The organism is uncultured Stenotrophomonas sp., from assembly GCF_963519125.1.
GTDB lineage: Bacteria > Pseudomonadota > Gammaproteobacteria > Xanthomonadales > Xanthomonadaceae > Stenotrophomonas.
In genome coordinates this window covers 16,014-41,133 of sequence record NZ_CAUQLJ010000014.1, presented here as the reverse complement: position 1 = coordinate 41,133, position 25,120 = coordinate 16,014, and the positions used below count along the sequence as shown (strand labels likewise).

The 25,120-nt window shown below is 68.0% G+C and carries 23 protein-coding genes, 1 tRNA gene and 1 pseudogene; 2 read left to right on the top strand and 23 right to left on the bottom strand.

All coding sequences use genetic code 11. The annotated features are described in order from the left end of the window. Positions 1 to 35: 35 nt before the first annotated feature. From RYM47_RS13275 to hisS, 14 genes are all read right to left on the bottom strand, one after another. Positions 36 to 776, bottom strand: coding sequence for a copper homeostasis protein CutC (locus tag RYM47_RS13275; protein WP_315388542.1), 741 nt, complete (start codon positions 774 to 776; stop codon positions 36 to 38). Then, positions 776 to 1,774, bottom strand: coding sequence for a N(4)-(beta-N-acetylglucosaminyl)-L-asparaginase (locus tag RYM47_RS13270; protein ID WP_315388541.1), 999 nt, complete (start codon positions 1,772 to 1,774; stop codon positions 776 to 778). Before RYM47_RS13270 ends, RYM47_RS13275 begins: the two co-directional genes overlap by 1 nt. Before the next feature lie 24 nt (positions 1,775 to 1,798). Continuing rightward, positions 1,799 to 2,758 (bottom strand): glucokinase, encoded by a 960-nt coding sequence (locus tag RYM47_RS13265; RefSeq protein ID WP_315388602.1) that lies wholly within the window; start codon positions 2,756 to 2,758, stop codon positions 1,799 to 1,801. 227 nt (positions 2,759 to 2,985) lie between these two features. Then, a complete protein-coding gene (locus tag RYM47_RS13260; protein ID WP_315388540.1) occupies positions 2,986 to 4,584 on the bottom strand; it encodes a calcineurin-like phosphoesterase family protein in 1,599 nt (532 codons plus the stop codon). 89 nt (positions 4,585 to 4,673) lie between these two features. Further along, positions 4,674 to 5,297 (bottom strand): bifunctional phosphoribosyl-AMP cyclohydrolase/phosphoribosyl-ATP diphosphatase HisIE, encoded by a 624-nt coding sequence (hisIE, locus tag RYM47_RS13255; RefSeq protein ID WP_315388539.1) that lies wholly within the window; start codon positions 5,295 to 5,297, stop codon positions 4,674 to 4,676. After that, positions 5,287 to 6,063, bottom strand: coding sequence for an imidazole glycerol phosphate synthase subunit HisF (hisF, locus tag RYM47_RS13250; RefSeq protein ID WP_315388538.1), 777 nt, complete (start codon positions 6,061 to 6,063; stop codon positions 5,287 to 5,289). Before hisF ends, hisIE begins: the two co-directional genes overlap by 11 nt. Beyond that, on the bottom strand, positions 6,057 to 6,791 hold the full coding sequence (gene hisA / locus RYM47_RS13245) for a 1-(5-phosphoribosyl)-5-[(5-phosphoribosylamino)methylideneamino]imidazole-4-carboxamide isomerase (RefSeq protein ID WP_315388537.1): 735 nt from the start codon (positions 6,789 to 6,791) through the stop codon (positions 6,057 to 6,059). The genes hisF and hisA overlap by 7 nt, the downstream gene beginning before the upstream one ends. Continuing rightward, positions 6,788 to 7,390 (bottom strand): imidazole glycerol phosphate synthase subunit HisH, encoded by a 603-nt coding sequence (gene hisH, locus RYM47_RS13240; RefSeq protein WP_315388536.1) that lies wholly within the window; start codon positions 7,388 to 7,390, stop codon positions 6,788 to 6,790. The genes hisA and hisH overlap by 4 nt, the downstream gene beginning before the upstream one ends. Next, positions 7,387 to 8,460: a bifunctional histidinol-phosphatase/imidazoleglycerol-phosphate dehydratase HisB gene (hisB, locus tag RYM47_RS13235; RefSeq protein WP_315388535.1), complete on the bottom strand. Its 1,074-nt coding sequence runs from the start codon at positions 8,458 to 8,460 to the stop codon at positions 7,387 to 7,389. Before hisB ends, hisH begins: the two co-directional genes overlap by 4 nt. Beyond that, complete coding sequence (hisC, locus tag RYM47_RS13230) at positions 8,457 to 9,545, bottom strand: histidinol-phosphate transaminase (protein ID WP_315388534.1); 1,089 nt, start codon at positions 9,543 to 9,545, stop codon at positions 8,457 to 8,459. Before hisC ends, hisB begins: the two co-directional genes overlap by 4 nt. Beyond that, complete coding sequence (gene hisD / locus RYM47_RS13225) at positions 9,542 to 10,837, bottom strand: histidinol dehydrogenase (protein WP_315388533.1); 1,296 nt, start codon at positions 10,835 to 10,837, stop codon at positions 9,542 to 9,544. Before hisD ends, hisC begins: the two co-directional genes overlap by 4 nt. Next, positions 10,834 to 11,745 carry an ATP phosphoribosyltransferase gene (gene hisG, locus RYM47_RS13220; RefSeq protein ID WP_315388532.1) on the bottom strand — a complete coding sequence of 304 codons (912 nt, stop codon included), beginning with the start codon at positions 11,743 to 11,745 and terminating at the stop codon, positions 10,834 to 10,836. The genes hisD and hisG overlap by 4 nt, the downstream gene beginning before the upstream one ends. Positions 11,746 to 11,756: 11 nt before the next feature. After that, complete coding sequence (locus RYM47_RS13215) at positions 11,757 to 12,083, bottom strand: YerC/YecD family TrpR-related protein (RefSeq protein WP_315388530.1); 327 nt, start codon at positions 12,081 to 12,083, stop codon at positions 11,757 to 11,759. A gap of 705 nt (positions 12,084 to 12,788) precedes the next feature. Next, the gene (gene hisS / locus RYM47_RS13210; RefSeq protein WP_315388529.1) at positions 12,789 to 14,186 is read right to left on the bottom strand and encodes a histidine--tRNA ligase; all 1,398 of its coding nucleotides are present in this window, start codon (positions 14,184 to 14,186) and stop codon (positions 12,789 to 12,791) included. Between the two features lie 108 nt (positions 14,187 to 14,294). Between hisS and RYM47_RS13205 the strand changes: the two genes are divergently transcribed. Beyond that, positions 14,295 to 15,044 carry a helix-turn-helix domain-containing protein gene (locus RYM47_RS13205; protein WP_315388527.1) on the top strand — a complete coding sequence of 250 codons (750 nt, stop codon included), beginning with the start codon at positions 14,295 to 14,297 and terminating at the stop codon, positions 15,042 to 15,044. Between the two features lie 38 nt (positions 15,045 to 15,082). Here the strand turns inward: RYM47_RS13205 and thrC are convergent, their stop codons facing one another. From thrC to RYM47_RS13180, 5 genes are all read right to left on the bottom strand, one after another. Further along, positions 15,083 to 16,372, bottom strand: coding sequence for a threonine synthase (thrC, locus tag RYM47_RS13200; protein ID WP_315388525.1), 1,290 nt, complete (start codon positions 16,370 to 16,372; stop codon positions 15,083 to 15,085). Between the two features lie 32 nt (positions 16,373 to 16,404). Further along, on the bottom strand, positions 16,405 to 17,319 hold the full coding sequence (locus RYM47_RS13195; RefSeq protein WP_315388601.1) for a homoserine kinase: 915 nt from the start codon (positions 17,317 to 17,319) through the stop codon (positions 16,405 to 16,407). A gap of 14 nt (positions 17,320 to 17,333) precedes the next feature. Then, a complete protein-coding gene (gene thrA / locus RYM47_RS13190) occupies positions 17,334 to 19,856 on the bottom strand; it encodes a bifunctional aspartate kinase/homoserine dehydrogenase I (protein ID WP_315388524.1) in 2,523 nt (840 codons plus the stop codon). Positions 19,857 to 20,207: 351 nt separating this feature from the next. Next, positions 20,208 to 21,155 carry a DMT family transporter gene (locus RYM47_RS13185; RefSeq protein ID WP_315388522.1) on the bottom strand — a complete coding sequence of 316 codons (948 nt, stop codon included), beginning with the start codon at positions 21,153 to 21,155 and terminating at the stop codon, positions 20,208 to 20,210. 73 nt (positions 21,156 to 21,228) lie between these two features. Continuing rightward, entirely contained in the window at positions 21,229 to 21,957 is a 729-nt protein-coding gene (locus tag RYM47_RS13180; RefSeq protein WP_315388520.1) for an AraC family transcriptional regulator, read from the bottom strand. Between the two features lie 120 nt (positions 21,958 to 22,077). On the opposite strand from RYM47_RS13180, the gene RYM47_RS13175 reads away from it, so the two are divergent. After that, the gene (locus tag RYM47_RS13175; protein ID WP_315388519.1) at positions 22,078 to 22,614 is read left to right on the top strand and encodes a GNAT family N-acetyltransferase; all 537 of its coding nucleotides are present in this window, start codon (positions 22,078 to 22,080) and stop codon (positions 22,612 to 22,614) included. Here the strand turns inward: RYM47_RS13175 and RYM47_RS13170 are convergent. The 4 genes and pseudogenes from RYM47_RS13170 to kdsA all read right to left on the bottom strand — a co-directional run bounded on the left by RYM47_RS13170 (position 22,559) and on the right by kdsA (position 25,030). Next, a pseudogene (locus RYM47_RS13170) lies at positions 22,559 to 22,846 on the bottom strand (hypothetical protein). The gene RYM47_RS13175 and the pseudogene RYM47_RS13170 overlap by 56 nt on opposite strands. 152 nt (positions 22,847 to 22,998) lie before the next feature. Further along, a complete protein-coding gene (locus RYM47_RS13165; protein ID WP_315388517.1) occupies positions 22,999 to 23,448 on the bottom strand; it encodes a PA2169 family four-helix-bundle protein in 450 nt (149 codons plus the stop codon). A 535-nt stretch (positions 23,449 to 23,983) separates the two neighbouring features. Continuing rightward, a tRNA-Arg gene (locus RYM47_RS13160) sits at positions 23,984 to 24,060 on the bottom strand. Between the two features lie 124 nt (positions 24,061 to 24,184). Then, positions 24,185 to 25,030: a 3-deoxy-8-phosphooctulonate synthase gene (kdsA, locus tag RYM47_RS13155; protein ID WP_315388515.1), complete on the bottom strand. Its 846-nt coding sequence runs from the start codon at positions 25,028 to 25,030 to the stop codon at positions 24,185 to 24,187. Between the last annotated feature and the right edge of the window lie 90 nt (positions 25,031 to 25,120).

Sequence of the window (25,120 nt, the reverse complement as noted above, 5' to 3'; positions counted from 1 at the left end):
TTTTTTAGGGACACGCCACGCGTGTCAGCGCAGACTCAACGCCCGGTGACATCCAGTGCAGAACGCAATGCCGCCACCGTCCCGGCATCGGTCTGCACCCAGTCGTTATCCAGTCCACGTAGATCGGCGTTGCGGAACCGCATGCCCGAAACACGCGCCGCCTTCGCAGACGCATGCATCTCGCGGCAACCGGTAGCCGACGCAATACCGGCGATGTTGTCAGGCGTAATGCCCGCACCGGCCATCACCGACAACCGCCCACCCGCCTGCGCGACCAGCCAGGCCAGCATCGCGCTGCCCTGCCCTGCGCTCGCCTGACCACCAGAGCTGAGTACGCGCTGACACCCCAGCTCTACCACCTGCTCCAAGGCTTCGGGCAGATTACGTGCCGCATCAAAGGCGCGGTGAAACGTGACGCCCAATGGGCCCGCCGCAGCTACCAGCTCACGGCACAACGGCATATCCACCGCGCCATCCGCATCCAGCGCACCGATCACCACACCATCGCAGCCCAGCTGACGGCAGTTGGCAATATCGCGGAGCATCAGCTCCGACTCCAGCGCGTCGTAATGGAAATCACCTGGTCGCGGCCGGATCAACACGAACAGCGGTATGCGCAGGCGCTCGCGTGCGATGGCGATACTTGCGTACGAAGGCGTGGTGCCGCCTTCGCCCAGGTTGTCGAACAGCTCGACCCGATCCGCACCGCCCGCCTGCGCGGCCAGTGCCGAGGCCACCGAGTTCGAGGCGATCTCAAGCACGTGGCGGGCAGCCATCAGGTCTGCTCGGTGGTGTAGACCGATGCCGAATCGCGCAGGTCGTCCTGGCGGTCCTTGTCGCAGACCGCGTAGACGAAGCCGCGATGCAGCGCGTATGCGCCCACTTCGCCGTTTCGGTCCAGCGCCAGGAAGCACACCTGCAGGGTCTTGCTGGCCTCGGGGCGCTTGCGCACCACGCGCGCGATGGCCTCGCGGCAGGCCTCGGCCGGGGAGCGGCCCTGGCGCATCAGTTCGACCACCAGGAACGAGGCGGCGTTGCGGATCATTTCCTCGCCCACGCCCGACGCCGTGGCTGCGCCTACTTCATTGTCTACATACAGGCCGGCGCCAATGATCGGGCTGTCGCCGACCCGGCCGTGCAGCTTCCAGGCCATGCCACTGGTGGTGCAGGCGCCAGCCAACTGACCCTGCGCGTCGATCGCCAGCATGCCCAGCGTGTCGTGGTTGCTGCTGTCGCCCGGGCGCGTGCGCCGCTCGGCATTGATTTCCGGGGTGTACTGCGCGGTCTTCAACCATTCGCGCCAGGCCTTCTCGGCAGCGGGCGTCAGCAGCTTTTCGCGCGGGAAGCCCTGCTGCATGGCGAACTGCTGCGCGCCCTCGCCCACCAGCATCACGTGCGGAGTCTGCTCCATCACTTTGCGCGCGACCGAGACCGCATGCAGGATGTCGGTCAGCGCCGCCACGGAACCACAGCGGCCGTCGCCGGCCATGATGCTGGCATCCAGGCTCAACACGCCGTCGCGGTCGGGATTGCCGCAGCGCCCGACCGTGGGATTGCACAGCTCGCTTTCGGCCCAGCGTGCGCCGGTTTCCACTGCATCCAGCGCACTGCCGCCGGCAGACAACACTTTCCACGCGGCCTGGTTGGCTCCCACGCCGAAGTCCCAGGTCGAGACTACCCTGGCACGACCGTTGCTGCTGGCCTGCACCTTTGGAAACGCCATCACGCCGGCGGCCAGTGCACCGGCCTGGAGAAACTGCCTACGGTCTGTCACGTGCTGCTCCCCCGGAAAAGAATCCTATGCGGCCGCGCGGCGGTGTTCGGCGTGCCATACCGCCGCACCGACCACGCCCAGCTCGCCATGTTCGACCCGCCACACCGGCACCTGTTCCAGCACCCGGCGCATCACGCCCTTGGCCAGGAACCGCGTGCGGAAGTGGCCGTCATCGATGAAACGTGCAACGTGGCCGGAAATGCCACCGGCCAGGTACACCGAACGCGCCCCGAAGGTCGCAGCCAGGTCGCCGGCGAGACTGCCCAGCCAGCTGCAGAACACCTCCAGCGTCTCCACCGCCAGCGCGTCGTCGCCCGCCAGTGCGGCGGCGATGAGCGTTTCAGTCGTGGTCCACTGCGGTGACACGCCCCGGATCGCGCACAGGCTGGGATACAGGTTCATCAACCCGCTGCCGGACAGGATGCGTTCGTTGTCCACGTGCTCCCAGCGTTGCAGCATCTGCTGCAGCACCTGTAGTTCGAGTGCAGTCACCGCGCCGAGTGCGGCGTGCCCTGCTTCGCTGGCCAGCACCGCGCCTGCGCCTGCTTCGAAACGCAGCGCCGCGCCCAGCCCGGTGCCCGGGCCCAGCACCAATGCCGGCCAACGGCTGCCTGCATCCGATTCGCCGTTCAACGCCACCAGCGTGTCGCCGGCGACGTGCGGAATCGCGTAGGCAACGGCTTCGAAATCGTTGATCAGGTCGAGCGAGGCGAGCCCGGCGTCGCGGCGCGTAGCCGCTACGGACACCGGCCACGGCAGGTTGGTGTTGACCAGGTGGTCGCCTTCGAGCAGACCGGCAATGGCGACCACGGCGGTCGCCGGGGCGCCGTCCTGTGAAGCGCGGAATGCGGCAATGATGTTCGCCAGGCTGGCGAATTCCGCACAGGCGTAGCGGCGCAGGTTGCGGATGCGTGGGGCCTGGCCGGCCACTACTTCAGCTACCGCCAGCCGCGCATAGGTGCCGCCGACGTCGGCGACGATCAGGGTGTCGCCGTGGGAACCGGGGCGTGGCGGTTGAGCCGGATGGGCGTCGGGAAACGGTGTTGCAACGCTCACTCGCTGGCCTTGGGTTGATTCGATCGCATGGGCGGATTTTCGGTGATCGGTTCGGGTTTGCAAAGCGCGCTTTGCCGTACCTGGGCGTATTGCGGGCTTGGCGGGCATTGCGGGGTTGCCAGGCAGGGCCTGGCACTACCGGGCGCGGGCAGGCATCAGGGTTTGGCGGTCTGGAGGCGGTAACTGGTGCTGGCGGTTGCGGTGGGGCCGTCGGCGTGTACGGCGCGCACTTCTACCTTGTGCTCGCCGATGGCCAGGTCGGTCGGCAGCGCGCCGCGCCACAGGTGCGTCGAGGGGGTGGCTTCCGGCGACCGGTCGAAACCGCGCAGGCGCTCGGCGGTGTCATCGGCGACATTCTCGACCTGCACGCGCGGGTCCGGCTGCTCCACCCGCTTCATCGGCTGCCACGCGCCATCATCCACACGGAACTCCACCACCGTGTCGGCCTGGCCCATGAACACATTGGCGAACACACCCCAGGCCGGGTAAGCGCCCTTGCGCAGTACGTTCGGCGCGTGCAGTGCGATCTGGTAGTCGTCCGGGGCGCGCGCGACGTAATAGCGCAGGCCGTACTCACCGCCCGGCTGCACCGAGAGCACCGCATACCCGTTCGGGGTGCCGTCGCTCATGGTGGCATCGGGAATGCCGGCACTGTCCTTCACACCCGACCAGAACGCGCCGCAGGCCGCACCCACGTTGTACTCGTGCAGTGGTCGGCTGCCTTTCCAGCCTTCGGCTTCGCCGTGGTAGTAGCGCTGCTGGGTATGGCTGTGGCCGCTGAGCACCAGCACGTGCGGGAAATCCCTGAGCAGCGCGAACAGGCGCGCGCGGTCGGCATGGCGGAAGGTTTCGCGGCCCGGTGCGGCGTCGAACAGCGGGATGTGCATGCCGAGCACCAGCAGGCGGTCGCGCGGCAGGCCCTTCAGATAGTTGGCCAGGAAGGTGAACTGGTCCGGGCGCAGGCCGCCGACGTATTTCGGCTTTGCGGTCGGGTCGTACACCACGTCGTCGAGGAACACGAAACTGGCGCCGCCCTCCTCCACTGCGTAGGTATCCGGGCCGTACACGGCGCGCCAGCTGTCCAGCGAATGGCGGTCGTCGCCGGCATCCATGTCCAGGTCGTGGTTGCCCGGCACGTGGAACCACGGCACCTGCAGCTGCGCGGTGGCCTTGTTGATCTCCGGATACAGGGAGAGGTCGTCATTGACAATGTCGCCCAAGGTGGTGCCCAGCCGCGCCGGGTGCTTTCCGATGATCGGTTCGACGATGGCGCGGTGGTAGTAACCCACGTCTTGGCGGCTGGCGGTCTGCGAGTCGGTGAACACCAGCATCTCGAAACCGGCACGCGCAGCGTCGGCGTCCTTGGCGGGTTCCAGTGCGAAATCCCAGTTGCGTACGTTGCCGCCGGTGGCGGCGATGCCGTCGTATTTCAGTCGCGGCGAGCCCTGCGGCGCATAGTGTCGCCAGTAGCTGGGCATGCCGTTGGCCGCGACCGGGAACTGGAACTCGTCGGGCTTGATCACGAACACGGTCTGGCCGTCGCGGACCGGCAGGCTGTAGCTGCCGTCGGCGGCGGTGCGCACGATGACCTCGCCGTTGGAGACCTGCACCCCCGCCAGCGCGGGGTCGGTGGGACCGCGGCCGGGCTTGCCATCGCGCTCCTGGTAGACCTTGCCGGTCACGGTGGCCTCGCTGGCCCAGGCAGGTGCGGACATCAACAGCAGGCAGGCCAGCCAGGCAGCAGTGCGGGTCATCGGGGCGTTCCGTAGGAGGTGGGCAGGTGTAAAGCCGCACATCATCGCTGGTGGCCCGTTTCAGCAACGTTAAATGGCCGCTGCCGCGCTCACTTGGCGTGGCGGGCCACCAGCACTTCGATCGCGTCCTGCAGCGACAGCCCGCGGGCGCGCAGCAGCACGGTCAGGTGGAACAGCAGGTCGGCCGACTCACCCAGCAGTGCGGCATCGTCCTGGACCACGCCGGCCAGCGCGGTCTCGACCCCTTCCTCGCCCACCTTCTGCGCGATGCGGCGGATACCCTGTTCGAACAGTGAGGTGGTGTAGCTGCTGGCCGGGCGCTGCTGTTCGCGCTCGCGCACCAGCGCATCCAGGCGGCCCAGGAAGTTGCCTGGCGCCTGCGCGAAGCAGCTTTCGCTGCCGGTGTGACAGGTGGGCCCGGCCGGACGCGCAGTGACCAGCAGGGTGTCGCGGTCGCAGTCCACGCGCACGGCCACTACTGACAGCACGTTGCCGGAGGACTCGCCCTTGGTCCACAGCCGCTGCTTGCTGCGACTGAAGAACGTCATGTGACCGGTTTCCAGGGTCACCGCCAGCGACTCGGCATTGGCGTAACCCAGCATCAGCACCGCCAGGCTGTCGGCATCCTGCACCACTACCGGCAGCAGGCCGTCGCCCTTGGCCCAGTCCAGCGTCTGCAGGGCCGCGCGGGAGGGCAACACTTCAATAGACATCTCGAACCTCGATCTGCTGCGTGCGCAGGAACTGCTTCAGCACGGGAATGGCGATGGTGCCACTGTGGAAGACGCTGGCGGCGAGCGCACCGTCGACATCGGCCTGGTCGAACACATCGGCGAAGTGCTGCATGTCGCCGGCGCCGCCGGAGGCGATCAGCGGCACGTGGCAGGCGTCGCGTGCCTGGCGCAGCTGTTCGACGTCGTAGCCACGGCGCACGCCGTCACTGTCCATGCAGTTCAGCACGATCTCGCCGGCACCGCGGCGCTGCACTTCGCGCACCCAGTCCAGCGTGCGCACGGCAACCGCCTGGGTCTTGTCCGGGTCGCCACTGAAACGGCGCACCCGCCATTGCCCGTCCGCTTCTCGCACCGAGTCGATCCCGACCACCACGCACTGCACGCCGAACTCATCAGCCAGCTCGGTGATCAGTTCCGGCCGACCCAGCGCCGGGGAGTTGATCGAAATCTTGTCGGCCCCGGCGAACAGCACCCGGCGTGCGGTCTCCACGCTGTCGATGCCACCAGCCACGCAGAACGGGATGTCGATCAGGCGCGCGATGCGCTCGATCCAGGCCACGTCCACCGAGCGCGCTTCCGGACTGGCGCCGATGTCGTAGAACACCAGCTCGTCGGCACCCTGGTCGCGGTAACGCTGCGACAGCTCGACGATGTCGCCCATGTCCACGTGGTCGCGGAAGCGCACGCCCTTGACCACGCGGCCGTCGCGCACGTCCAGGCAGGGGATGATGCGGCGGCTCAACATGCCAGCGCCTCGCCCAGGTCCATGCGCTGCTCCAGCAGGGCCTTGCCCAGCACCGCGCCGGCACAGCCCGCTGCCCGCGCGGCGGCCACATCGGCCACGTCACGCACGCCACCGGATGCCTGCACCGCCACGCCCGGCAGGCGTGCGGTCAGGTGCCGGTACAGGTCCAGGTTCGGTCCGGCCAGCATGCCGTCGCGCGCGATGTCGGTGCACAGCAGGTGGCGCAGGCCGGCCTGCGCGTAGCGCTCGGCCAAAGCGTCGAGGGTGACCCCGGCATTCTCGGTCCAACCGTGCACGGGCAGCTGCCACTGCCCTTCGGCATCCTGGCGCGCGTCCAGCGCGATGGTGATGCGCTCGGCGCCGAATTCGGCGAGCCAGCCGATGACCTGCTCCGGTTCGCGCACCGCCAGCGAGCCGACCACCACGCGGCTGGCGCCCGCCTCGAGGATGTTCGCCACATCGTCGCGGCCGCGTACGCCGCCGCCGGTCTGCACCTGCAGGCCGGTGTTGGCGCGGATCGCCGACAGCAGCGGTGCCAGCGTGTACCCCCCGGCGCGTGCGGCGTCGAGGTCGACCAGGTGCATCCAGCGTGCGCCCTGGGCTTCAAACGCCTGCGCGCGCGGCAGCGGGTCGTCGCCGTAATGGGTTTCCTGCGCGTAGTCGCCCTGGCGCAACCGCACCACGCGGCCGCCGCGGATGTCCAGCGCGGGGTAGACGATGAAGCTCATACAGCGGTGTCCTCAAGGAAATTGCGGAGCATCAGCGCGCCGGTGTCGCCGGAACGCTCGGGGTGGAACTGGGCACCGAAGTAGCGGTCCTGCTCCACCATCGCGGTGAACAGCCCACCGTGGTCGCAGGCTGCCACGGTGTGGGCGTTGAGCGGTGCGGCATAGCTGTGCACGAAGTAGGCGCTGGCACGCGCGGGGATGTCGCGCAGCAGCACCGAAGGCTTCAAAGGCAGCAGTCGGTTCCAGCCCATGTGCGGCACGCGGATGCCGGTCGCCGGCACCAGCTTGCGCACCGTGCCGGGGATCAACCCCAGCGTTTCCACCCCGGCTTCTTCGGAATGTTCGAACAACAGCTGCATGCCGAGGCAGATGCCCATCAGCGGCACCTGCAGGCGGCGCAGCGGTTCCACCAGGCCCTGCGCGTGCAGGCGCTGCATGGCAGGCTTCGCTGCGCCCACGCCAGGCAGGATCACCCGGCGCGCATCGCGCAGGCCGTCCGCGTCGCGGACCAGCCGCACGTTCGCACCCAGCCGTTCCAGTGCGTAACGCACCGAGCCCAGGTTGGCACCGCCGGCATCGATCAGCGCAACGTCGGTCACAGCGCCCCCTTGGTGCTGGGCAACGCCGTGCCCTGGCGCGGCAGGGCCTGCCGCAATGCGCGGGCCAGCGCCTTGAAACACGCCTCGACCTTGTGGTGGTCGTTGTCGCCGCGCACACTCAGGTGCAGGTTCATTCCCGAGGCATCACACAGCGAACGGAAGAAGTGCGGCACCAGCTCGGTCGGCATGTCGCCGACGCGTTCGCGCTTGAACTCGCCTTCGAACACGAAGTACGGGCGGCCGCTGAAGTCCAGCGCCGCGCTGGCCAGGGTTTCGTCCATCGGCAGGGTGAAACCGTAGCGCCCGATACCGCGCTTGTCGCCCAGCGCTTCGCGCAGCGCCTGGCCCAACGCCAGGCCGGTGTCTTCAATCGTGTGGTGTTCGTCGATATGCAGGTCGCCTTCGGCCTGCACGCTCAGCGCGAACCCGCCGTGCTTGCCGATCTGCTCCAGCATGTGGTCGAAGAATGGCAGGCCGGTGTGGGTCTGCGGTTCGGCAGTGCGATCGAGATCCACATCCACCCGGATGCGGGTTTCCTTCGTATTGCGCTGCACCGTGGCGCGGCGCGGCGCATCGGCCAGCTCGTGGGCGATGCCGTTCCAGTCCCACTCGCCGCCGAACTGTTCGGTCCGCAACTGGAAGCCGCGGATGTTCATGTTCTGCGCGAACTGGATGTCGGTCGGACGGTCGCCGACCATGGCCGAGCGCGACCAGTCGATAGTGCGGTCCTGCAGGTACGGCAGCATCATGCCGATGCCGGGCTTGCGCGTGGGCGCATTGTCGTGCGGCCAGGTGCCGTCGATGAGCACGTCACGAAACACGATGCCCTGGCTGGCGAAGATCTGCAGCATCAGGTCGTTGGGACCATCGAAGGACGCCTGCGGGTAGCCTTCGCTGCCCAGCCCGTCCTGGTTGCTGACGATGACGAACTGGTAGCCGGCATCGCGCAGCTTGAGCATCGCCGGAATCACATCGCGCACGAAGCGGATCTTCTCGTAGGCGTCGATCTGGAAATCGGCGGGCTCTTCGATCAGGGTGCCGTCGCGGTCGACGAACAGGATGGGGGTCATGCGGCGGCCCTCCGGGCGGTGAGTACCTGGAGCACGCGGTCATTCTGTTCCGGGCTGCCAATGGTGATGCGCAGTGCGTCGTGCAGTTGCGGGGCGGCGCGCTGGTCGCGGACGACCACGCCGGCGGCGAGCAGCGCGTCGAAGGCGGCTTGTGCGTCGCCGAAACGGACCAGCAGGTAGTTGCCCTGCGAGGGGTAGGCGCGGACCACGCCGGGTGCCTGCTGCAGCGCGTTGTACAGACGGGCACGCTCCGATTTGACCTGCGCGATGCGCGTTTGCGTAACGGCCAAGGCGTCGGCATCCAGGGCGGCCAGCGCCAGCTCGGTACACGGCGCCGGCACCGGGTACGGCGCCTGGCAACGGCGCAGCACCTGGATCAGGGCGGGCGCTGCGATCAGGGTGCCGATGCGTGCAGCGGCGAGCGCGTGCGCCTTGGACAGCGTGCGCAGCACCGCTACGTTGTCGAAGCGGGAGATCAAGGTTGTCGCCGACGCCTGTTCGGCGTACTCGCCGTAGGCTTCGTCGACCACCACCAGCGCCCTGCCCTGCAGCGCCTGGGCGACGCGCTCGATGTCCGACAGCGTGATGCTGCTGCCGGCCGGGTTCGACGGCGTGCACAGGAACACCAGCTTGGCCTTGCCTGCCACTGCGGTGGCAATGATGGCGTCGATATCGGCGTTCAGTGCCTCGCCGGTGTCGCGCAGCGGAACTTCGAGCAGCGGCGCGTTCTGCAGGCGCGCGCAGACAGCGTACATGCCGAATACCGGCGGGGTGACCAGTACCGCGTCGCGGCCGGGTTGGCAGAGGGCGCGCACCAGCAGGTCGATGGCTTCATCGCTGCCCCGCCCGATCAGCAGCTGGTCGGTGCTGCAGCCATACAGCGCGGCGAGCTGCGCGCGCAGGGCCTGCGGCTGCGGCTCGGGATACCGCCGCGCGATGCCCTGCGCGTCAGCTGGATTGGCCCAGGCCGATTCGTTGGCGTTGAGCCAGACATCGCCGACCAGCGCGCTGCTGCGTGCGGAGGAATAGCCGGCGAACGCACGCAGGTCGTCGCGCACCAACGAGAGCACGGTGTCGGCGCTCATGCGGCGCTCTCCATGCGCAGGGCCACGGCATTTTCGTGCGCATCCAGGCCTTCGGCACGAGCCAGCACCCGCGCGCAGTTGCCGATGGCGGCAATGCCCTGCGCGGTGGCGGACTGCACGCTGATCATGTTCTGGAAACTGGCGACGCTGACGCCGCTGTAGGCGCGTGCGGCACCGGCGGTGGGCAGGACGTGATTGGTACCGCTGCAGTAGTCGCCGAGCGCTTCCGGCGTGTAATCGCCGAGGAACACCGAGCCGGCCGCCTCGACCTGGGCCAGCCAGTCGCGCGGCTCGCGCAGGGCCAGGATCAGATGCTCGGGGGCGTAGCGGTTGCTGACCTGGAAGGCCTCGACCAACGAGTCGACCAGGATCAGGCGTGAGGACTGCAGGGCCTGCGCGGCGATGTCGGCGCGCGACAGGCGCGCCAGCTGCGCCTGTACCTGTGCTTCCACGCGCTCCAGCAAGGCAGCATCGTCGGTGAGCAGCAGCACCTGCGAGTCCGGGCCGTGCTCGGCCTGCGAAAGCAGGTCGGCGGCCACGAACGCAGGGTTGGCGCCGGCATCGGCGATTACCAGCACTTCGGAGGGACCGGCCGGCATGTCGATGGCGGCGGCGCCGTCCTGGGCGACCTGCTGCTTGGCTTCGGTGACGTAGCTGTTGCCCGGGCCATACAGCTTGTCGCAGGCAGGCACGCTGGCGGTGCCGTAGGCCATGGCAGCAATAGCCTGGGCGCCGCCGAGCTTGAACACGCGGTGCACGCCGGTCAGGCGCGCGGCCACCAGCACGGCGGGATCGGCGCTGCCGTCACGGCGCGGCGGCGTGCACAGCACCACTTCGCGGCAACCGGCCAGCTGCGCGGGCACGCCAAGCATCAGCGCGGTGGAGGGCAACGGCGCGCTACCGGCCGGCACGTACAGGCCGACCCGGCCGATCGGGCGCACCATGCGCTCGCAGCGCACGCCGGGCGCGGTCTCGACTGCGTAGCCTTGGCTCATGCCGGCCTTGTGGAAGACGCGGATGCGTTCGGCGGCGTCGATCATGGCCTGGCGCAGCTCGGCCGGTACGGCGCGTTCGGCGGCGGCGAATTCGTCATCAGTCACTTCGAACGAGGCCGGTGCGACGCCATCGAAACGCAGGCTGATTTCGCGCAGGGCGGCATCACCGTCATCGCGCACGGAGGCGATCAGGGCGGCAACCGATTCACGGGTACGCGCGGCTACGGCCTGCACGGGGCGCTGCAGCGCCTGGGCCTGTGCGGCGGGATCCAGCTTGGACCAGAGCAGACGATTCATGCCAGTGACCGCTCCACGCTCAACACCATCAGGCCCTGGGCGCCGGCGCGCTCGAGTTCTTCGAGCCGCTGCCAGGTCAGTGCGCCGTGGCACATGGTCTGCAGACGCAGGTGGCCGCCGTCATCGGGCAGCTGCACCAGCGGGTCGGCGTCGGGCAGCAGGCGGGCCAGGTCGGAGACGCGGTCGAGTTCGGCGCGGAACATCAGCAGTTTGCTGTCCTGCACTTTCACCACGCCGTCGAGGCGACGCAGCAGCATGGCCATCAGGCCAGCGCGGGCATCGTCGGGGGTCTTGACCGGTCCGGCCAGCACGGCTTCGCTCTCGAGCAGCGTTTCGACCGGCTTGAGCTGGTTGGCGGCCAGGGTGGCGCCGCTGGACACGAGGTCGCAGATGAGGTCGGCGGTGCCGAGGCGCGGGGCGATTTCCACCGAGCCGGACAGTTCGACGACCTGGGCGTCGACACCGCGCTCGGCCAGCCAGTCGGCCAGGATGGCGGGGTAGCTGGTGGCGATGCGCTTGCCGGCTAGCTGCTGCACGCCCTGCCATTCCCATTCTTCGGGCACGGCGAGCATCAGGCGGCACTTGCCGAAGTTGAGGCCGCGCAGGGCCTGGTAGGCGTCGGGCAGGCCGATCCGGCGGCGGGCGGCGCCCTGCTCGTCCAGTTCATTGCGGCCGACGATGCCGAAGTCGCAGACGCCGTCGGCGATCAGGCCGGGGATGTCGTCGTCGCGCACGAGCAGCAGGTCCACCGGCAGCGATTCGCCGTAGCAGAACAGCTTGTCGCGGCTCTGCCGCCAGCTCAGGCCGCAGGCGGTGAGCAGGCTGCGCGCGGGTTCGGCGAGCCGCCCGCTCTTCTGGATGGCGATACGCAGCCGGTCGCGTGCCGGGGCGGTCTGGGTTGCACTCATGGGGGAGGTCTCTACTCGGATTCGGGGGACGCGGGCGTGGCGGTCGCGGCGATGGCGGCGGCATACCCGCCGTGGCCATGGTCCAGCGAGCGCGCCACGCGCCCGGTGGTGGTCACGCTGACACCGGTCAATTCATGGATTTCGCGATACGGCACGCCCTGCTTGAGCAGGGGCACCACCTTCCACCGGTCGGACAGGGCTTCCAGCTCGGCAGGAGTGCACAGGTCGCGCAGGAAGGCAGTCACCTGCGCCTCGCTGTCCAGGCCGGCAAAGGCCGCAGCCAGGCAGGCCAGATCGGCCTGGGGGTCTTTCTCACGGGGGACGGGGCGGATTTTCATCGTATCAATGTAATAGCGTGCTATTACATTAGCGCAAATCTGCCCAGAAGCCAATTCCCGGGATGCGACGGTTCAGCCAGAGCCCTGCTGCTACTTGATTCAAGGGGGTAGAGCCGGGCTCTGCCCGGCTGCTGTTGGATTCAGGCGAACAGCCGCAGGTGCAAGGGTCCTCTGGCTTGGGCCGCCCGCTGCCGGTTTGCGGGGTCGCCGTAAACCCATCCATGGGGGCTAAGCGGACGCCATCCATGGCGCCGATTCCCCCGCAAACCGACCCCGGTCGACCCTTTGACAGTTGGCCGGTGGCCACGGGACACGCGGGAACCGGCCGTTGGCCGGCGTTGCAGTGCCGATTACTTTCATGCGTTACCGAGCGCGGACGATTTCACGGCGGTCGTTTGGGAACCGACCCTACTGCCGCAACACGCATGGACCCGGCGCATCGCGTAGGGACACGCCACGCGTGTCTGCTCCTGAAGACGTCGCGGATTCCACTGGAGGAAAGCCCCCTTCTTGTTGAAGGGGGCGCGCCGAAGGCGCGGGGTTAAGGTGGAATGCGCGGATAACGCGGGCCGGAGGCACGTGTTATCCCGGAGCGGGGCCGCCCGGCGGCCGCCCCAGCACGTAAGAATGGAAACGCTGCCTTACGCGCAAACCAAAAACGGCACCCGTAGGTGCCGTCGTCGAACTCTGAAACAAATGGCCAAATCACGCCATGGCGCGGGTCTGCTCCAGTTCCACCTGCAGCGCACTGGCCAGCTCGTCGCGGGCGACTTCGAACTGCTGCTCGCGCAGCAGGTCCTTCACCGCCACCACGCCGCGCGCCAGTTCGTCCTCACCGGCCAGCACCACGAAGCGGATGCCCGCCTTGGCCGCGTACTGGAACTGCTTGCCGATCTTCTTCGGCTCCATCTGCACTTCCGCGTTGATGCCGCACACGCGCAGGCGGCGTGCGATATCCAGCGAATCGGCCAGGCCGTTGTCGTCCATCAATGCCACCAGCGCATGCACGCTGCTGTCTTCGATGCCCGCAATCAGGCCCGCTTCGCGCAGCTGCCAGAACAGCCGGGTCAGCCCGATCGAAATACCCACGCCCGGCAGCTTCGACTTGCTGTAGTGGCTGGCCAGGTCCTCGTAACGGCCGCCCGAACAGATCGAACCGATCTGCGGGTGGTCGGTCAGCGTGGTTTCGTACACCGTGCCGGTGTAGTAATCCAGGCCGCGCGCAATCGAGAAGTTCAGGCAGTACGCCGTCTCCGGCACGCCCAGCGCCTTCACCAGCTGCAGCACCTCGCGCAACTCGGCCACGCCCAGCTGCAGCGTTTCGCTCGCGTTGCCGTCGGCCACCAGCGCGTCCAGCTGCGCCAGCGCGTCGGCGTGGCTGCTCGAACGCACCGCCACGAAGGCCAGGATGCGGTCCACCTGTTCGGCCGGAATCGCAAAGCCTTCACCGGTCAGCGTCTCGCGCACGTAATCCGGACCGCGCTTGTCCAGCTTGTCGACCTCACGCAGCACCGCCATCTGGCGCTCGCCGTCAGCCACGCCCAGGCTTTCGAAGAAGCCGCGCATCAAATTGCGGTTGTTGAGCTGCACCGAGAAGTCGCCGATGCGCAGTTCCGAGAACACCGCGTGGATCACCGCCAGCACTTCCGCGTCGTAACGCGTGCTCAGGCCGTCCTTGCCGATCACGTCGATGTCGCACTGGTAGAACTCGCGGAACCGACCACGTTGCGCGCGCTCGCCACGGTACACCCGCTGCATCTGGTAACGACGGAACGGGAAGGTCAGGTCGTGTTCGTGCTCGGCCACGTAGCGCGCCAGCGGCACCGTCAGGTCGAAGCGCAGCGCAAGTTCCGGCAGACTCTTGTCACCCGCCTCTGCCGCATTGGCCAGCGCCCCGGTGGACTGCACGAAGTACACCTGGCGCTCGGTTTCGCCCCCCGACTTGGTCAGCAGCACGTCCGACAGCTCGAACACCGGCGTTTCCACCGGCAGGAACCCGAACCGCTCGTAATTGCGGCGGATGACGTCCAGCATGCGCTGGAACGCGATCTGCTCGCGCGGCAGCAATTCCATGATGCCGGGCGGCGTACGGGGCTTGATCACTTGCGGGACTCCTGCGGAACGTGGGGATGTTCGGACTGCATATTCTAGCCGCAGCCGGGCCGGACGCCGCATGACGTATCATGGTCGGGTCCCGCTTCCAGGTTCGACATGACCCGGCCCCACTCCGGAACCGCCGTTGCCGCCGTAGATGTTCCCGCCCCGGGCTGCTCCGCCCTGCGCGATTGCCTGCACTGCTCGGTGCGCCATCTGGCGGTGTGTTCAGCCTTGTCGCCGGACGAAGTACAGGCGCTGGAACAGGTCACGGTCTCGCAGGCGCTCCCGCTGGGCGCCACCTTGGCCCGCGCCGGCGAGCCGCGCCAACATGTCTATACCTTGACCGGCGGCGCCCTGCGCCTGGTCCGCACCCTGGCCGACGGCCGTCGCCAGATCAGCGGTTTCGTGCTGCCCGGCGACTACCTGGGCCTGACCGGCAGCGACCACCACCGGTATGACATCGAGTCCATTGCCGACAGCCGGGTCTGCCGCGTCGCCCTGCCGCAGATGAAGGACCTGCGTGCGCGCTATCCGCACCTGGAACGCAAGCTGCTGCAGCGCGCCTGCCAGGCGCTGGACGATGCCGCCGATGCCGCGCTGGCCCTGGCCCGCCTGCAACCGGCCGAGAAGCTGGCCGATTTCCTGCTGCGGCTGGCCGCCCGCGAAGCCCGGCTGGGGGATCCCAGCCTGCGCGTGACCCTGCCGATGGGCCGCAGCGACATCGCCGACCACCTCGGCCTGACCATGGAAACGGTCAGCCGCACCTTCACGAAGCTGCGCCAGCAGGGCCTGATCGCCCTGCCCCACCTGAACACCGTCGAGATCCTGGACGAAGCCGGTCTACGCGAGCTCTGCGGCGCGTAACCCCGCTTCGGCAGGGCCGGGCCCTGCCCGGTTGCCCCTCAGGCCAACAGAAATTCCCGCAACGCCGCGTAATGCGGCGCACAAGGTTCCGCATGCGCTGGGCGCTTCAGCAGGTCCGCCAACGCAGGCGGCACCTCGATGCTGCGACCAATCAACGGTTCCACCACCGACTCGAACTTGGCCGGATGCGCGGTGGCAGCCACCGCCCAATCGCCCTGCACACCTTCGGCACGCAGCTGTTCAAGCAGTTTCACCGCCGTTGCGGTGTGCGGGCAGAACACTTCGCCTGCTGCTGCGTAACGGCGGGCGATCACCTCGCGGATCCCGGCATCACTCACCGCTGCGGTACGGAACGCGGCACGCAGGGCGTCATCGTCTCCCTCGAACAACCAACGCAACCGTTCGAAATTGCTCGGACCGCCGACGTCCATCGCATTCGCCAGCGTGGACACACTCTGTTGCGGTCGGTAATCCAGCCCATCGAAGAACCGCGGCAGCACATCATTTGCGTTGGTGGCCAGCGCGATCTGCCCCAACGGCAAACCCATGGCACGCGCCAGCACTGCCGCCATTGCATTGCCCAGGTTGCCGGTCGGCACCACCAGGTTCAGCACCTCGCCGGTGGCAGCGTGATGGCTCAATGCGGCATGCGCGTAGTAACTCATCTGCGGCAGCCAACGGCCCAGGCTGATGCTGTTGGCCGAGCTCAGCGGCACCTGCGCCTGCAGCTCGCGGTCGCCCAGCGCCTGCTTCACCATCGCCTGGCAGTCGTCGAATGAACCCGCGACGCGCAACGCATGGATGTTGTCGCCGAAGCACCCCAGCTGATGCGCCTGGCGCGGCGAGACCCGGCCATCCGGATACAGCACCACCACGCGGATACCGGGCTGCTGATGGAACGCGGCCGCCACGGCCGCGCCGGTATCGCCCGAGGTCGCCACCACGATGGTCAGTTCCTGCGCCCGGTCGCGCTGCAGCTGCGCGAGACTCGCCGCGAGGAAGCGCGCCCCGAAATCCTTGAACGCCGCCGTGGGCCCATGGAACAGCTCAAGCACGTGGTCGCCCGGCGTGGACAGCGCGCGCAACGGCGCCGGGAAGTTGAACGCCTGTTCGCACAGCGCGCCGAGCTGCGGCGCCAGCGCGTCTCCGGCAAAGAACGGCGCCAGGACCGCCTCGGCGTCGCGTGCCAGACTGTCGTGCCCCTGCCAGCGCCGGGGTTGCGGACGCTGCTCGGGCACGTACAGGCCACCGTCGGGCGCAAGGCCGGAGGCGATCGCCGCACTGAGGGTGGCGGCCGGTGCTGCGTGTCGGGTCGAAACAAAAAGCATGGCAGATCCTGAAATAGGTAAAGAAGCCGCGCTCACAGCAGGCATGCGCCTGGCGCGTTCAATGGAGAGACCCAGGCCTGACTGTCGAAGCCTGCATCGGCGAACGCCTTCTGCACCGCCGCCTGCGCGGCATGCGCCGCCGTTGCGCTGTCGAACCAGGCAAACACGCTCGGCCCGGCACCGGAAATGCTGGCGCCCAGCGCACCGGCGGCCAGTGCCGCCTCGCGCGCGGCGGCAAAGCCTGCGATCAACTCTGCACGACGCGGCTCCACCAGAACGTCGCGAAGGCCAGCACGGACCAGTTCCGCATCGCCACGGAAGCAACCACTGAGCACCAGCGCGAGGTTCGCGCTCTGCGCAACGAACTCCGGCAACGCGTAGCTGCCCTGCAACGCCGCGCGCGCGCGTCGGGTCTCCAGCACGGCATCCGGATGCACCAGCAGGCTGTGCCAGTGGGCAGGTACGGGAATCGGCACCAGCCGGTCGGCCGTGCTCAGCACCAGTCCGCCCAGCAGCATCGGCCCCAGGTTGTCGCCGTGGCGCCCGCCACTGGCCACGGCTTCGCCAGTCAGCGCGAATGGATACAACGCCTCACGCGGCAGAGGCACGTCCAGCAGCGCGTTGGCCGCCACCAACGCCGCCACGCACGATGCCGCTGAGCCGCCCATGCCCGATCCCAGCGCGATGCCCTTGTCGATTTCCACTTCAAATCCAAACGGAAGCGCCAGCGCCTCGCACATCGCAAGCAACGCTGCGCCCGCCGTGTTGTCCGCCGCCTCCAGCGGCAGGTCAACGGTGGTGCCGCGAATCGCCAGGATGTTCACGCCCGGTGACTGCGTACGGCGCACCGTCACGGTATCGCCGACGCCAGCGATGACGTGGCCGAGGATGTCGAAGCCCACCGCCACGTTGCCCACCGACGCAGGCGAGAACGCACGCGCCTGCACTGCGACGGCCTCGCTCACAGGCGCGCTCCTTCACCCGCAGCCACCCGCAGCACGTCGGCGAACACCCCGGCGGCCGTCACCTCCGGACCCGCGCCCGGACCCTGTACCACCAGCGGGTTTTCGCAATAGCGACGCGTGGTGAACTGCACCACGTTGTCGGTCAGCCGCAGGTTCGCGAACGCATGGCCTGCCGGAAGCTCGACCAGCCCAACCTGCGCCGCGTCCGCCGAAAGGCGCGCCACGTAGCGCAGCACCGCGCCGCGTACGCGCGCCTGCGCCAAGCGCTCGGCAAACACTGCGTCGACCGCACCCAGGCCTTCCATGAAGCCATCCACACTGCTCTCGCGCAACGCCTCGGGCACCAGGCTTTCCACCGTGACCTGTTCCAGGCTCAGCTCGCGCCCGGCCTCCCGCGCCAGGATCACCAGCTTGCGGGCGACGTCCACGCCGGACAGATCGTCGCGTGGATCCGGCTCGGTGTAGCCCATGCCGCGCGCCTGCGCGACCAGTTCGGAGAACGGCACCTGGCCGTCGTATTTGTTGAACAGCCAGGCCAGCGTGCCGGAGAAGATGCCATCGACCGCCAGCACTTCATCGCCCGTATCGACCAGGTCACGCAGCGTGGTGATCACCGGCAGACCGGCGCCGACAGTGGCTTCATAACGGAATCGTGCACCGCTGGCCGCGGCTGCTTCGCGAATGGCGTGGTAACGCGACAGCGGGCCGGCGCCGGCCTGCTTGTTGGGGGTCACCACGTGGATGCCTGCCTGCAGCCACCCCGCGTAGCGGTCGGCGACCTCGGCACTGCCGCTGCAGTCGATGATCAACGCGTGCGGCAGGTGCGCCGAGAGCAGGTGTTCGGTGAACTGGTCCAGGTCGGTCGCCTGTACCTCACCAGCCAGCGCGGCGCGCCAGTCGCCGGACACGCCGCGTGCATCCAGCCGCATGCGGCTGCGCGAGGCCACCGCACGCAGCCGCAGGTCGACGTTGGCGCGGGTCAGCAACGTCGGCTGCGCCGCCAGCAGCTGATCCAGCAAAGCCGCGCCGACGTTACCGGGTCCGATCACGCCGACCGAGAAGGTCTGCGGCGACAGCCAGAACCCCGCATGCGCGGCGCGCAGCGCCTTGGTCGCATGGCGGCTGTCCACCGCCACCGAGATGTTGCGCTCGGAAGAGCCCTGCGCGATCGCCAGGATGTTCACCTGTGCGCGCCCCAGCGACTCGAACAGACGCGCGGCGACGCCGGGCTGTCCGGCCATGCCGTCGCCCACCGCAGCCAGCACGCTGACGTTGTCGGTGAGCTGCACGCGCTGCACCTGGCCCAGACTCAGTTCATGCGCGAAGGCATGCAGCAAGGCATCCCGCGCACGTTGCGCTTCCGCCTGGCGCACCACGCAGCAGATCGAATGCTCCGACGAACCCTGCGAGATCATCACCACCGAAACGTGCGCATTGCGCAGCGCGGCGAACACCCGCTCGGCCGTGCCCGGCACGCCGATCAGCCCGGTGCCCTCCAGGTTGAGCAGGGCCAGCTCGGCGCTGAGCGTCAGCCCCTTGATCGGGCCGGAAGCAGTACGTTCGGCGGTGATGCGGGTGCCGGGATGGTCGGGATGGAATGTATTGCGGATGATGATCGGCAGGCCGCGCTCGATCGCCGGCGACATGGTCTGCGGGTGCACCACCTTGGCGCCGAAATAGGCCAGCTCGCAGGCTTCGTCGTAGCTCAGCGCTTCCAGCTGCACCGCTTCGGGCACTACGCGCGGGTCGGCTGAAAGTACCCCGTCCACGTCGGTCCAGATGTGCAGCTCGTCGGCATTGAACAGGGCAGCGAAGATCGCGCCGGAGTAGTCACTGCCGTTACGGCCCAGCGTGGTCACGCGGTCACGACGGTCACGCGCTACGAACCCGGTCGCCACGACGCGCGCCGCCGCGTTCGCCTCGCGCCAGCGGGCCAGGCGCTGCGCGCTCTGTACCCAGTCCACGTCCACCCCGAGTTCGCCACGGTCAACCACCAGTACGTCGCGTGCATCCAGCACCGCGCAGTCCTCGCCGATGCTGCGCAGGTAATGGCCCAGCAGATGTGCCGAGTAAACCTCGCCCAGTCCCTGCACGCGATCGAGGACTTCGGCCGGCAGCTCGCCGATCACCGCAAGCGCGCCCAGCACTTCGGCCAGCTGGTCGAAACGCGCATCCAGCCACTCCACGGTGTCGCCGGCATGTTCACCGAGCAGCGCCACCGCCGCACCGCGATGGCGTGCACGCAGGTCGTGCCAGTCGTCTCGCCACTGCGGCGCGCTCTCCGCCGCGGCGCCGGCCAGCGCGATCAGCGCGTCGGTGACGCCTTTCATCGCCGAAACCACGGTGACCTGCACGGCTTCGTCGCGTGCCAGCAGCAGCTGCGCTACATGGCGGTAACGGTCGGCATCGGCCACGGACGTGCCGCCGAACTTGTGCACCACGGTGGAAGTGGCCGCCTGTAGTGGCGAGGAGGATTCGGGCGATGCGACGGCATCGGGTGAAGCGGCGACGATGGACATGCTGACCTCGATTCGAGGCCCCGCGTCATTCAGGCTGAAGGAGAGTCCCCGCAACCTGATCTGGTGCGGGGCCGTTGTGTTCGGAAATTACGCGAAGACGACGGGCCGCACCAGGCGAGTGGTGACGGTGGTAATCGTGGTGGTACCGGTGGCTGGCGCAAGGCTGCGACCGCTGCCCTGGGAGGCAGTGGCAAGCAGTTCGGCGGTGGCGGCGGCAAGGACCATGGGCCAAGAAAACTACGCCGGTGCACCGCTTGTCAAGTGCTGCACTGCAAAAAGCCGGTGGCGTCGATCAGCGGATATCGTCCCGCAAAAAGTTGCGAATGTGACCATCCAGGTGCCGCAACGGCCTCACCCGGCATGTTCGGCCACCGCGCGCGGCGGCCGGTGCGCGTGGGCGCACAACAGCACGCCGGAAATGAGGCAGACGATGGCAAGGCACTCCATCTGCGTCGGCCAGCGCTGCTGCCAGGCGAACCCATAGAGCAGCGCGAACAGGGTTTCGAACACGATCATCTGCCCGGTCAGGGTCAACGGCAGGTTGCGGCTGGCCCGGTTCCAGCAGGCGTTGCCCACCACCGACGCCACCACCGCCACGCCGGCACTGATCACCCAGAACCACAGCCAGTCCACCGGTGCATGTACCGGCCCGCGTACGAAGAACGCGCTCGGTACCAGCAGCAGCGCCAGCGCGCCGGTGGTGACGCCGGTCAGCAGCGACCAGTCGTGCCCGGACAGGTCCGGCCGCCGCCCCAGCCACCGGCTGTTGCCAATCGAATACACCGCCCACGAGAACAGCGCCCCGATCGCGCACAGCAGGCCGAGCAGGCGCTGGTTGGCCGTGCCCTGCGCATGTTCGGATTGCAGCGCCTCATACCCGACCAGGGCAACCCCGACCAGGCACAACAGCAGGGCCGGCGCCAGCTGGCGCAGCGGCACTGCGCCCTGTTCGCGCACCCCGGCCACGGTCACCACCACCGGGATAAGCCCCACGATCAGTGACGCGGCCGCCCCACCCGCCCACTGCACCGCCTTGGCCAGCAGCACGAAGTACACCAGGTTGCCGGCCAAGCTCAACCACAGCAGCCCGCGCCATTCGGCGATGCCGATGCGCTGGCGCAGCTCGCGCCAGCGGGGTGCGAGCAGCACCACGGCGATCAGGCCGTAGACCAGGTAGCGCCCGGCCGACAGCTGCACCGCGCTGAAGTGGCTCAGCACCGCCGGGGCCAGGAACACCACGCCCCACAACGCACCGGCGGCAACACCGTTGGCGATTCCCACGCCCATCGAACGATTCATCAGGGATCACGCGCCCGGCAACAGAAAGTCCGGCCAAGTGTAGGGACCGGCGTGCTGGCGTTCTTGACCCAGACTACTGCGCGGGTCGGTAGCGGCGGCGGTAGTCGGCCGGGGTCATGCCCCACTCCCGTCGCAGGGCACGGGTCAGCGCGCTCTGCTCGGAGTATCCGGCGTGCTGGGCAATGGCGGCGATGGACGCATCGCTGTCTGCCAGCCGACCCCGCGCCCAGCGCAGCCGGCTGCCACTCAACCACGCCTGCGGGCTGAGCCCGAACGCCTGCCGGAACAGGGCATGCAGGCGACTGCTGCTGACCCCCACTTCGCCGGCGATGCGCTCCACCGGCCAAGCCTGGCCCGGGTCTGCTTCGATGCGCGCACAGACCGCCTGCAACCGGGTGGCGCTGCCAGCCAGCGAGAACGCCTGCAGCAGCCCCGGAAGTTCTGTCTGAACCAGTGCGGCGTCGACCTGTTCGCCCCCCACGACGCCCACGCGCTGCGCCATCCGGCGCACCTGGGCCGGAAGCGCCAACACGGGCTGTCGCCGCAGGCACTCCAAGGTGTCGTCATCGAACATTTCGGCCGGGCAGTCGACGATCAGGAAGCGGTCGTCATCCGCGGCAGTCTGCGCATGCCCGGCCATCGGCGCGACGAAGGCGCCCTGCAGCAGATCCAGTCGCGCGCCCCGCCCTTCCAGCTCGAACGCCAGCTCACCGCGCACCGGCACCACCCACTGCGCGAACGCGTGGCGGTCCACGCTGGACGCGCGGCCGTAGCGGCGAAGGTTGAAAGCAGGTGAAGACATGCTGCGCAGTCTGCGCGCGGTTGCAAAAACCTGCAACGCGTCACGGTAGTGGCCCGAGGGGTGGGTGGTATAACGGGCTGTCGCGCCGGAACTACCGACGTTCTGTACAGGGAGTACTCAATGAAGTTCCTGACCCTGAGCCAGGCCCCGCAGTTGATGCCCACGGTTGCGCACTGGTACTTCGATACCTGGGGCGCCCGCGTGCCCGGGCACACCTTTGATGACGAGCAGCAGCGACTGGAAGTGTTCCTGCACGACAACGAACTGCCGATGCTGCTCATGGCCATGCAGGACGACACACCCATTGCCGCCGCGCAGCTGAAATTCCATGAACGCACCGAGCACCCGCAACGGCTGCATTGGCTCGGCGGCGTGTTCGTCACGCCAGAGCACCGCGGCCATGACCTGGCCAGCGAGATGATTGAAACGCTGATGCAGAAAGCGCGGGGCTACGGCGTGCGCGAAGTGTTCCTGCAGACCGAGTATGACGACGGCGGTCTGTATGCCCGCCTGGGCTGGGAACCGCTGGAGCGGCAGACCCATCGCACCGGTGTGCCGGTCCGGATCATGCGCCGCGTTGCCCATCGCAGGCTGAGCACCCTCAGCGGAAGCGCACCGGCTGTGGCGCCGGGCGGTCGGCCAGCGAACCCATGGTGAAGGTGTAACCGGCTTCTTCGAGCAGCTTGCGCATGCGCAGTTCCGCCCGCTTCGGATACGCCAGGGACGTGGGCGCATGCAGCGCGTAGGCAGTCGAGCGGCCTACCGGCTTGTCGCGTGTGACTTACGACTGGTTCGTCTCGCACGCGTTGGACCACAGATTCAACAGCACCTGCGGTCCAATGGACTGGTTGTTGCCAAGACGAAGCGTGAGCCAACGCATGTGTTCCATGAGCATTCCCAGCGATATCCGGTTTCGAGTATGCACCATATCCGCAGGTGCCGTACGCCGGGGTCTGGAAGGCGGAGTCGGCCGGAAACGCGGACGCCCCGGCTGAACCGGGGCGCCCATTCGGTGGGGCGGCGTGGGGCCGCCCACCTCGATCAATGCTTCATGGCGTGCTTGCGGGCGCGCATGACTTCATGCGTTTCCTGCACCGACGGCAGCAGGCGGGTGACTTCCTGGCGCGCGGCCGGCGGGGTGTCGTTGTCGTTCAGGGTGTCCTTGAAGGCCTTCAGCAGACGGTCTTCCGATTCTTCCAGCTCGGCCACGTAGCCGTACTGGGTGTCGCCCAGGGTGGCGCGGACCTTGCCATAGAACTGCTGCATGGAGCCGACCATGGTGCCGTGCTCGGCCGGCTTGCCACCCGTCGCGAGCACGGTGCTGCTCAGCGAATTGACGATGTCGGCCTTGACGCCGGCGATGCGGGTGAACAGCGAGGACAGCTCGGCGTCTTTTACTTTGCCGGCGGCTTCGGTGTAGAAGTCCTTGCCGTCACGTGCGATTTCGATCAGGTCATTGAGGGTGTGCGCGGTCTTGGATTCGGTGCTCACTGATTTCTACTCCTGGTAAAAAATTCTGGGTGACCCGTGTCGGGGTGGAGCCACTTTTCCGTATCCGGAATGAAGTCGGCGTGACCTCCAAACAGCAGCGTTAAGTGATGTCTGCGCGGTGAAAAAGCGATGTTGTCGAAGCGTGTTCTCGCTGCAACGACACCCTCACGCGCACCTTTCCTGCACCAGGAAAACAAACGCCGCAACGAGTGCGGCGTGATGTTTTCCAATCGACTTCAACGTGGCTTTTCAGGTTCCGGCGCTTCCAGTGGAGGACGGTCCGGCGACGGATCCTGCTCGGGCGGAACTTCGCTTGGCGGCTCGGTCACCGGCGGCTCGCCCGGCGGCGGCGCTTCCACGGGTGGCTCAGGCGCTGCGGGTTCCGGTTCGGGTGCAGGCACCTGCAAAGTCGGCTGCCAGGGGAATTCAAGTCGAGTAGCAACGAGGGACATGCGTGGGGTCCTGCACAACGGCGTTATGACCACGCTGACACGAAGCCCGTCAATCCTCGGCGACGGTTGCGTGCACATCGTGTTGGTGACCCCGGCCCGATTCGAACGGGCGACCTTCCCCTTAGGAGGGGGACGCTCTATCCAGCTGAGCTACGGGGCCAATAAGCAGTGCGGGCGCGTTGCCTGCCCGCCCACCGCCTGCACGTTGCATGCAGGCAGGTGTGAAGGATACCCACATTCAGCGACGGGACCAAGGCCGATCCCGCCGTGCAGGGCCATCCGCCTCAGCGGATATCCAGCTCCGCGAAGCCCTTGACCAGCTCGTCCACGGCTTTGATCTGGGCCAGGAACGGTTCCAGCGCGCTGAGCGGCAGGGCGCTCGGTCCGTCGCAGCGGGCGTGGTCCGGGTCGCGGTGGGCTTCCAGGAACAGGCCGGCCAGGCCGAGCGCCATGCCCGAGCGCGCCAGCTCGGCGACCTGGCGGCGGCGGCCGCCGGAGGCTTCGCTGCCGGCGTCGCGGCGCTGCAGGCTGTGGGTCACGTCGAAGATCGCCGGCAGGCCGCCGGTGGATTCGATCATTTCGCGGAAGCCCAGCATGTCCACGACCAGGTTGTCGTAGCCGAACTGCGAACCGCGCTCGCACAGGATGATGTTCTCGTTGCCAGCCTCGCGGATCTTGGACACGATGTGCTTGATCTGCGTGGGGCTGAGGAACTGCGGCTTCTTGATGTTGACCGCGCGACCGGTGCCGGCAATGGCGGCCACCAGATCGGTCTGGCGGGCCAGGAAGGCCGGGATCTGCAGCACGTCGACCACTTCGGCGACGGGGGCGGCCTGGGCCACTTCGTGCACGTCGGTGATGACGGGAATGCCGAACTGGCGCTTGACCTCTTCGAAGATGCGCAGCCCTTCGTCCAGGCCTACGCCGCGGTAGGAGTTGATCGAGGAACGGTTGGCCTTGTCGAAGGACGCCTTGAACACGTACGGGATGCCCAGCTTGCGGGTGACCGTGGTGAAGTGCTCGGCCGCGTGCAGGGTCGAGTCCAGGTCCTCAAGCACGTTCAGGCCGCCAAACAGCACGAACGGGAGCCGGTTCCCGACGACGACGCCTTCTGCAACGGTAACGTTCATTCAGATTCCTGGGGGCGAACAATGGCGTCAATTGTAGCGGTCCCGGCCCGGTCGTGTGGCGTTGCGGCAATGCCCGGACGGGCGTCCTGA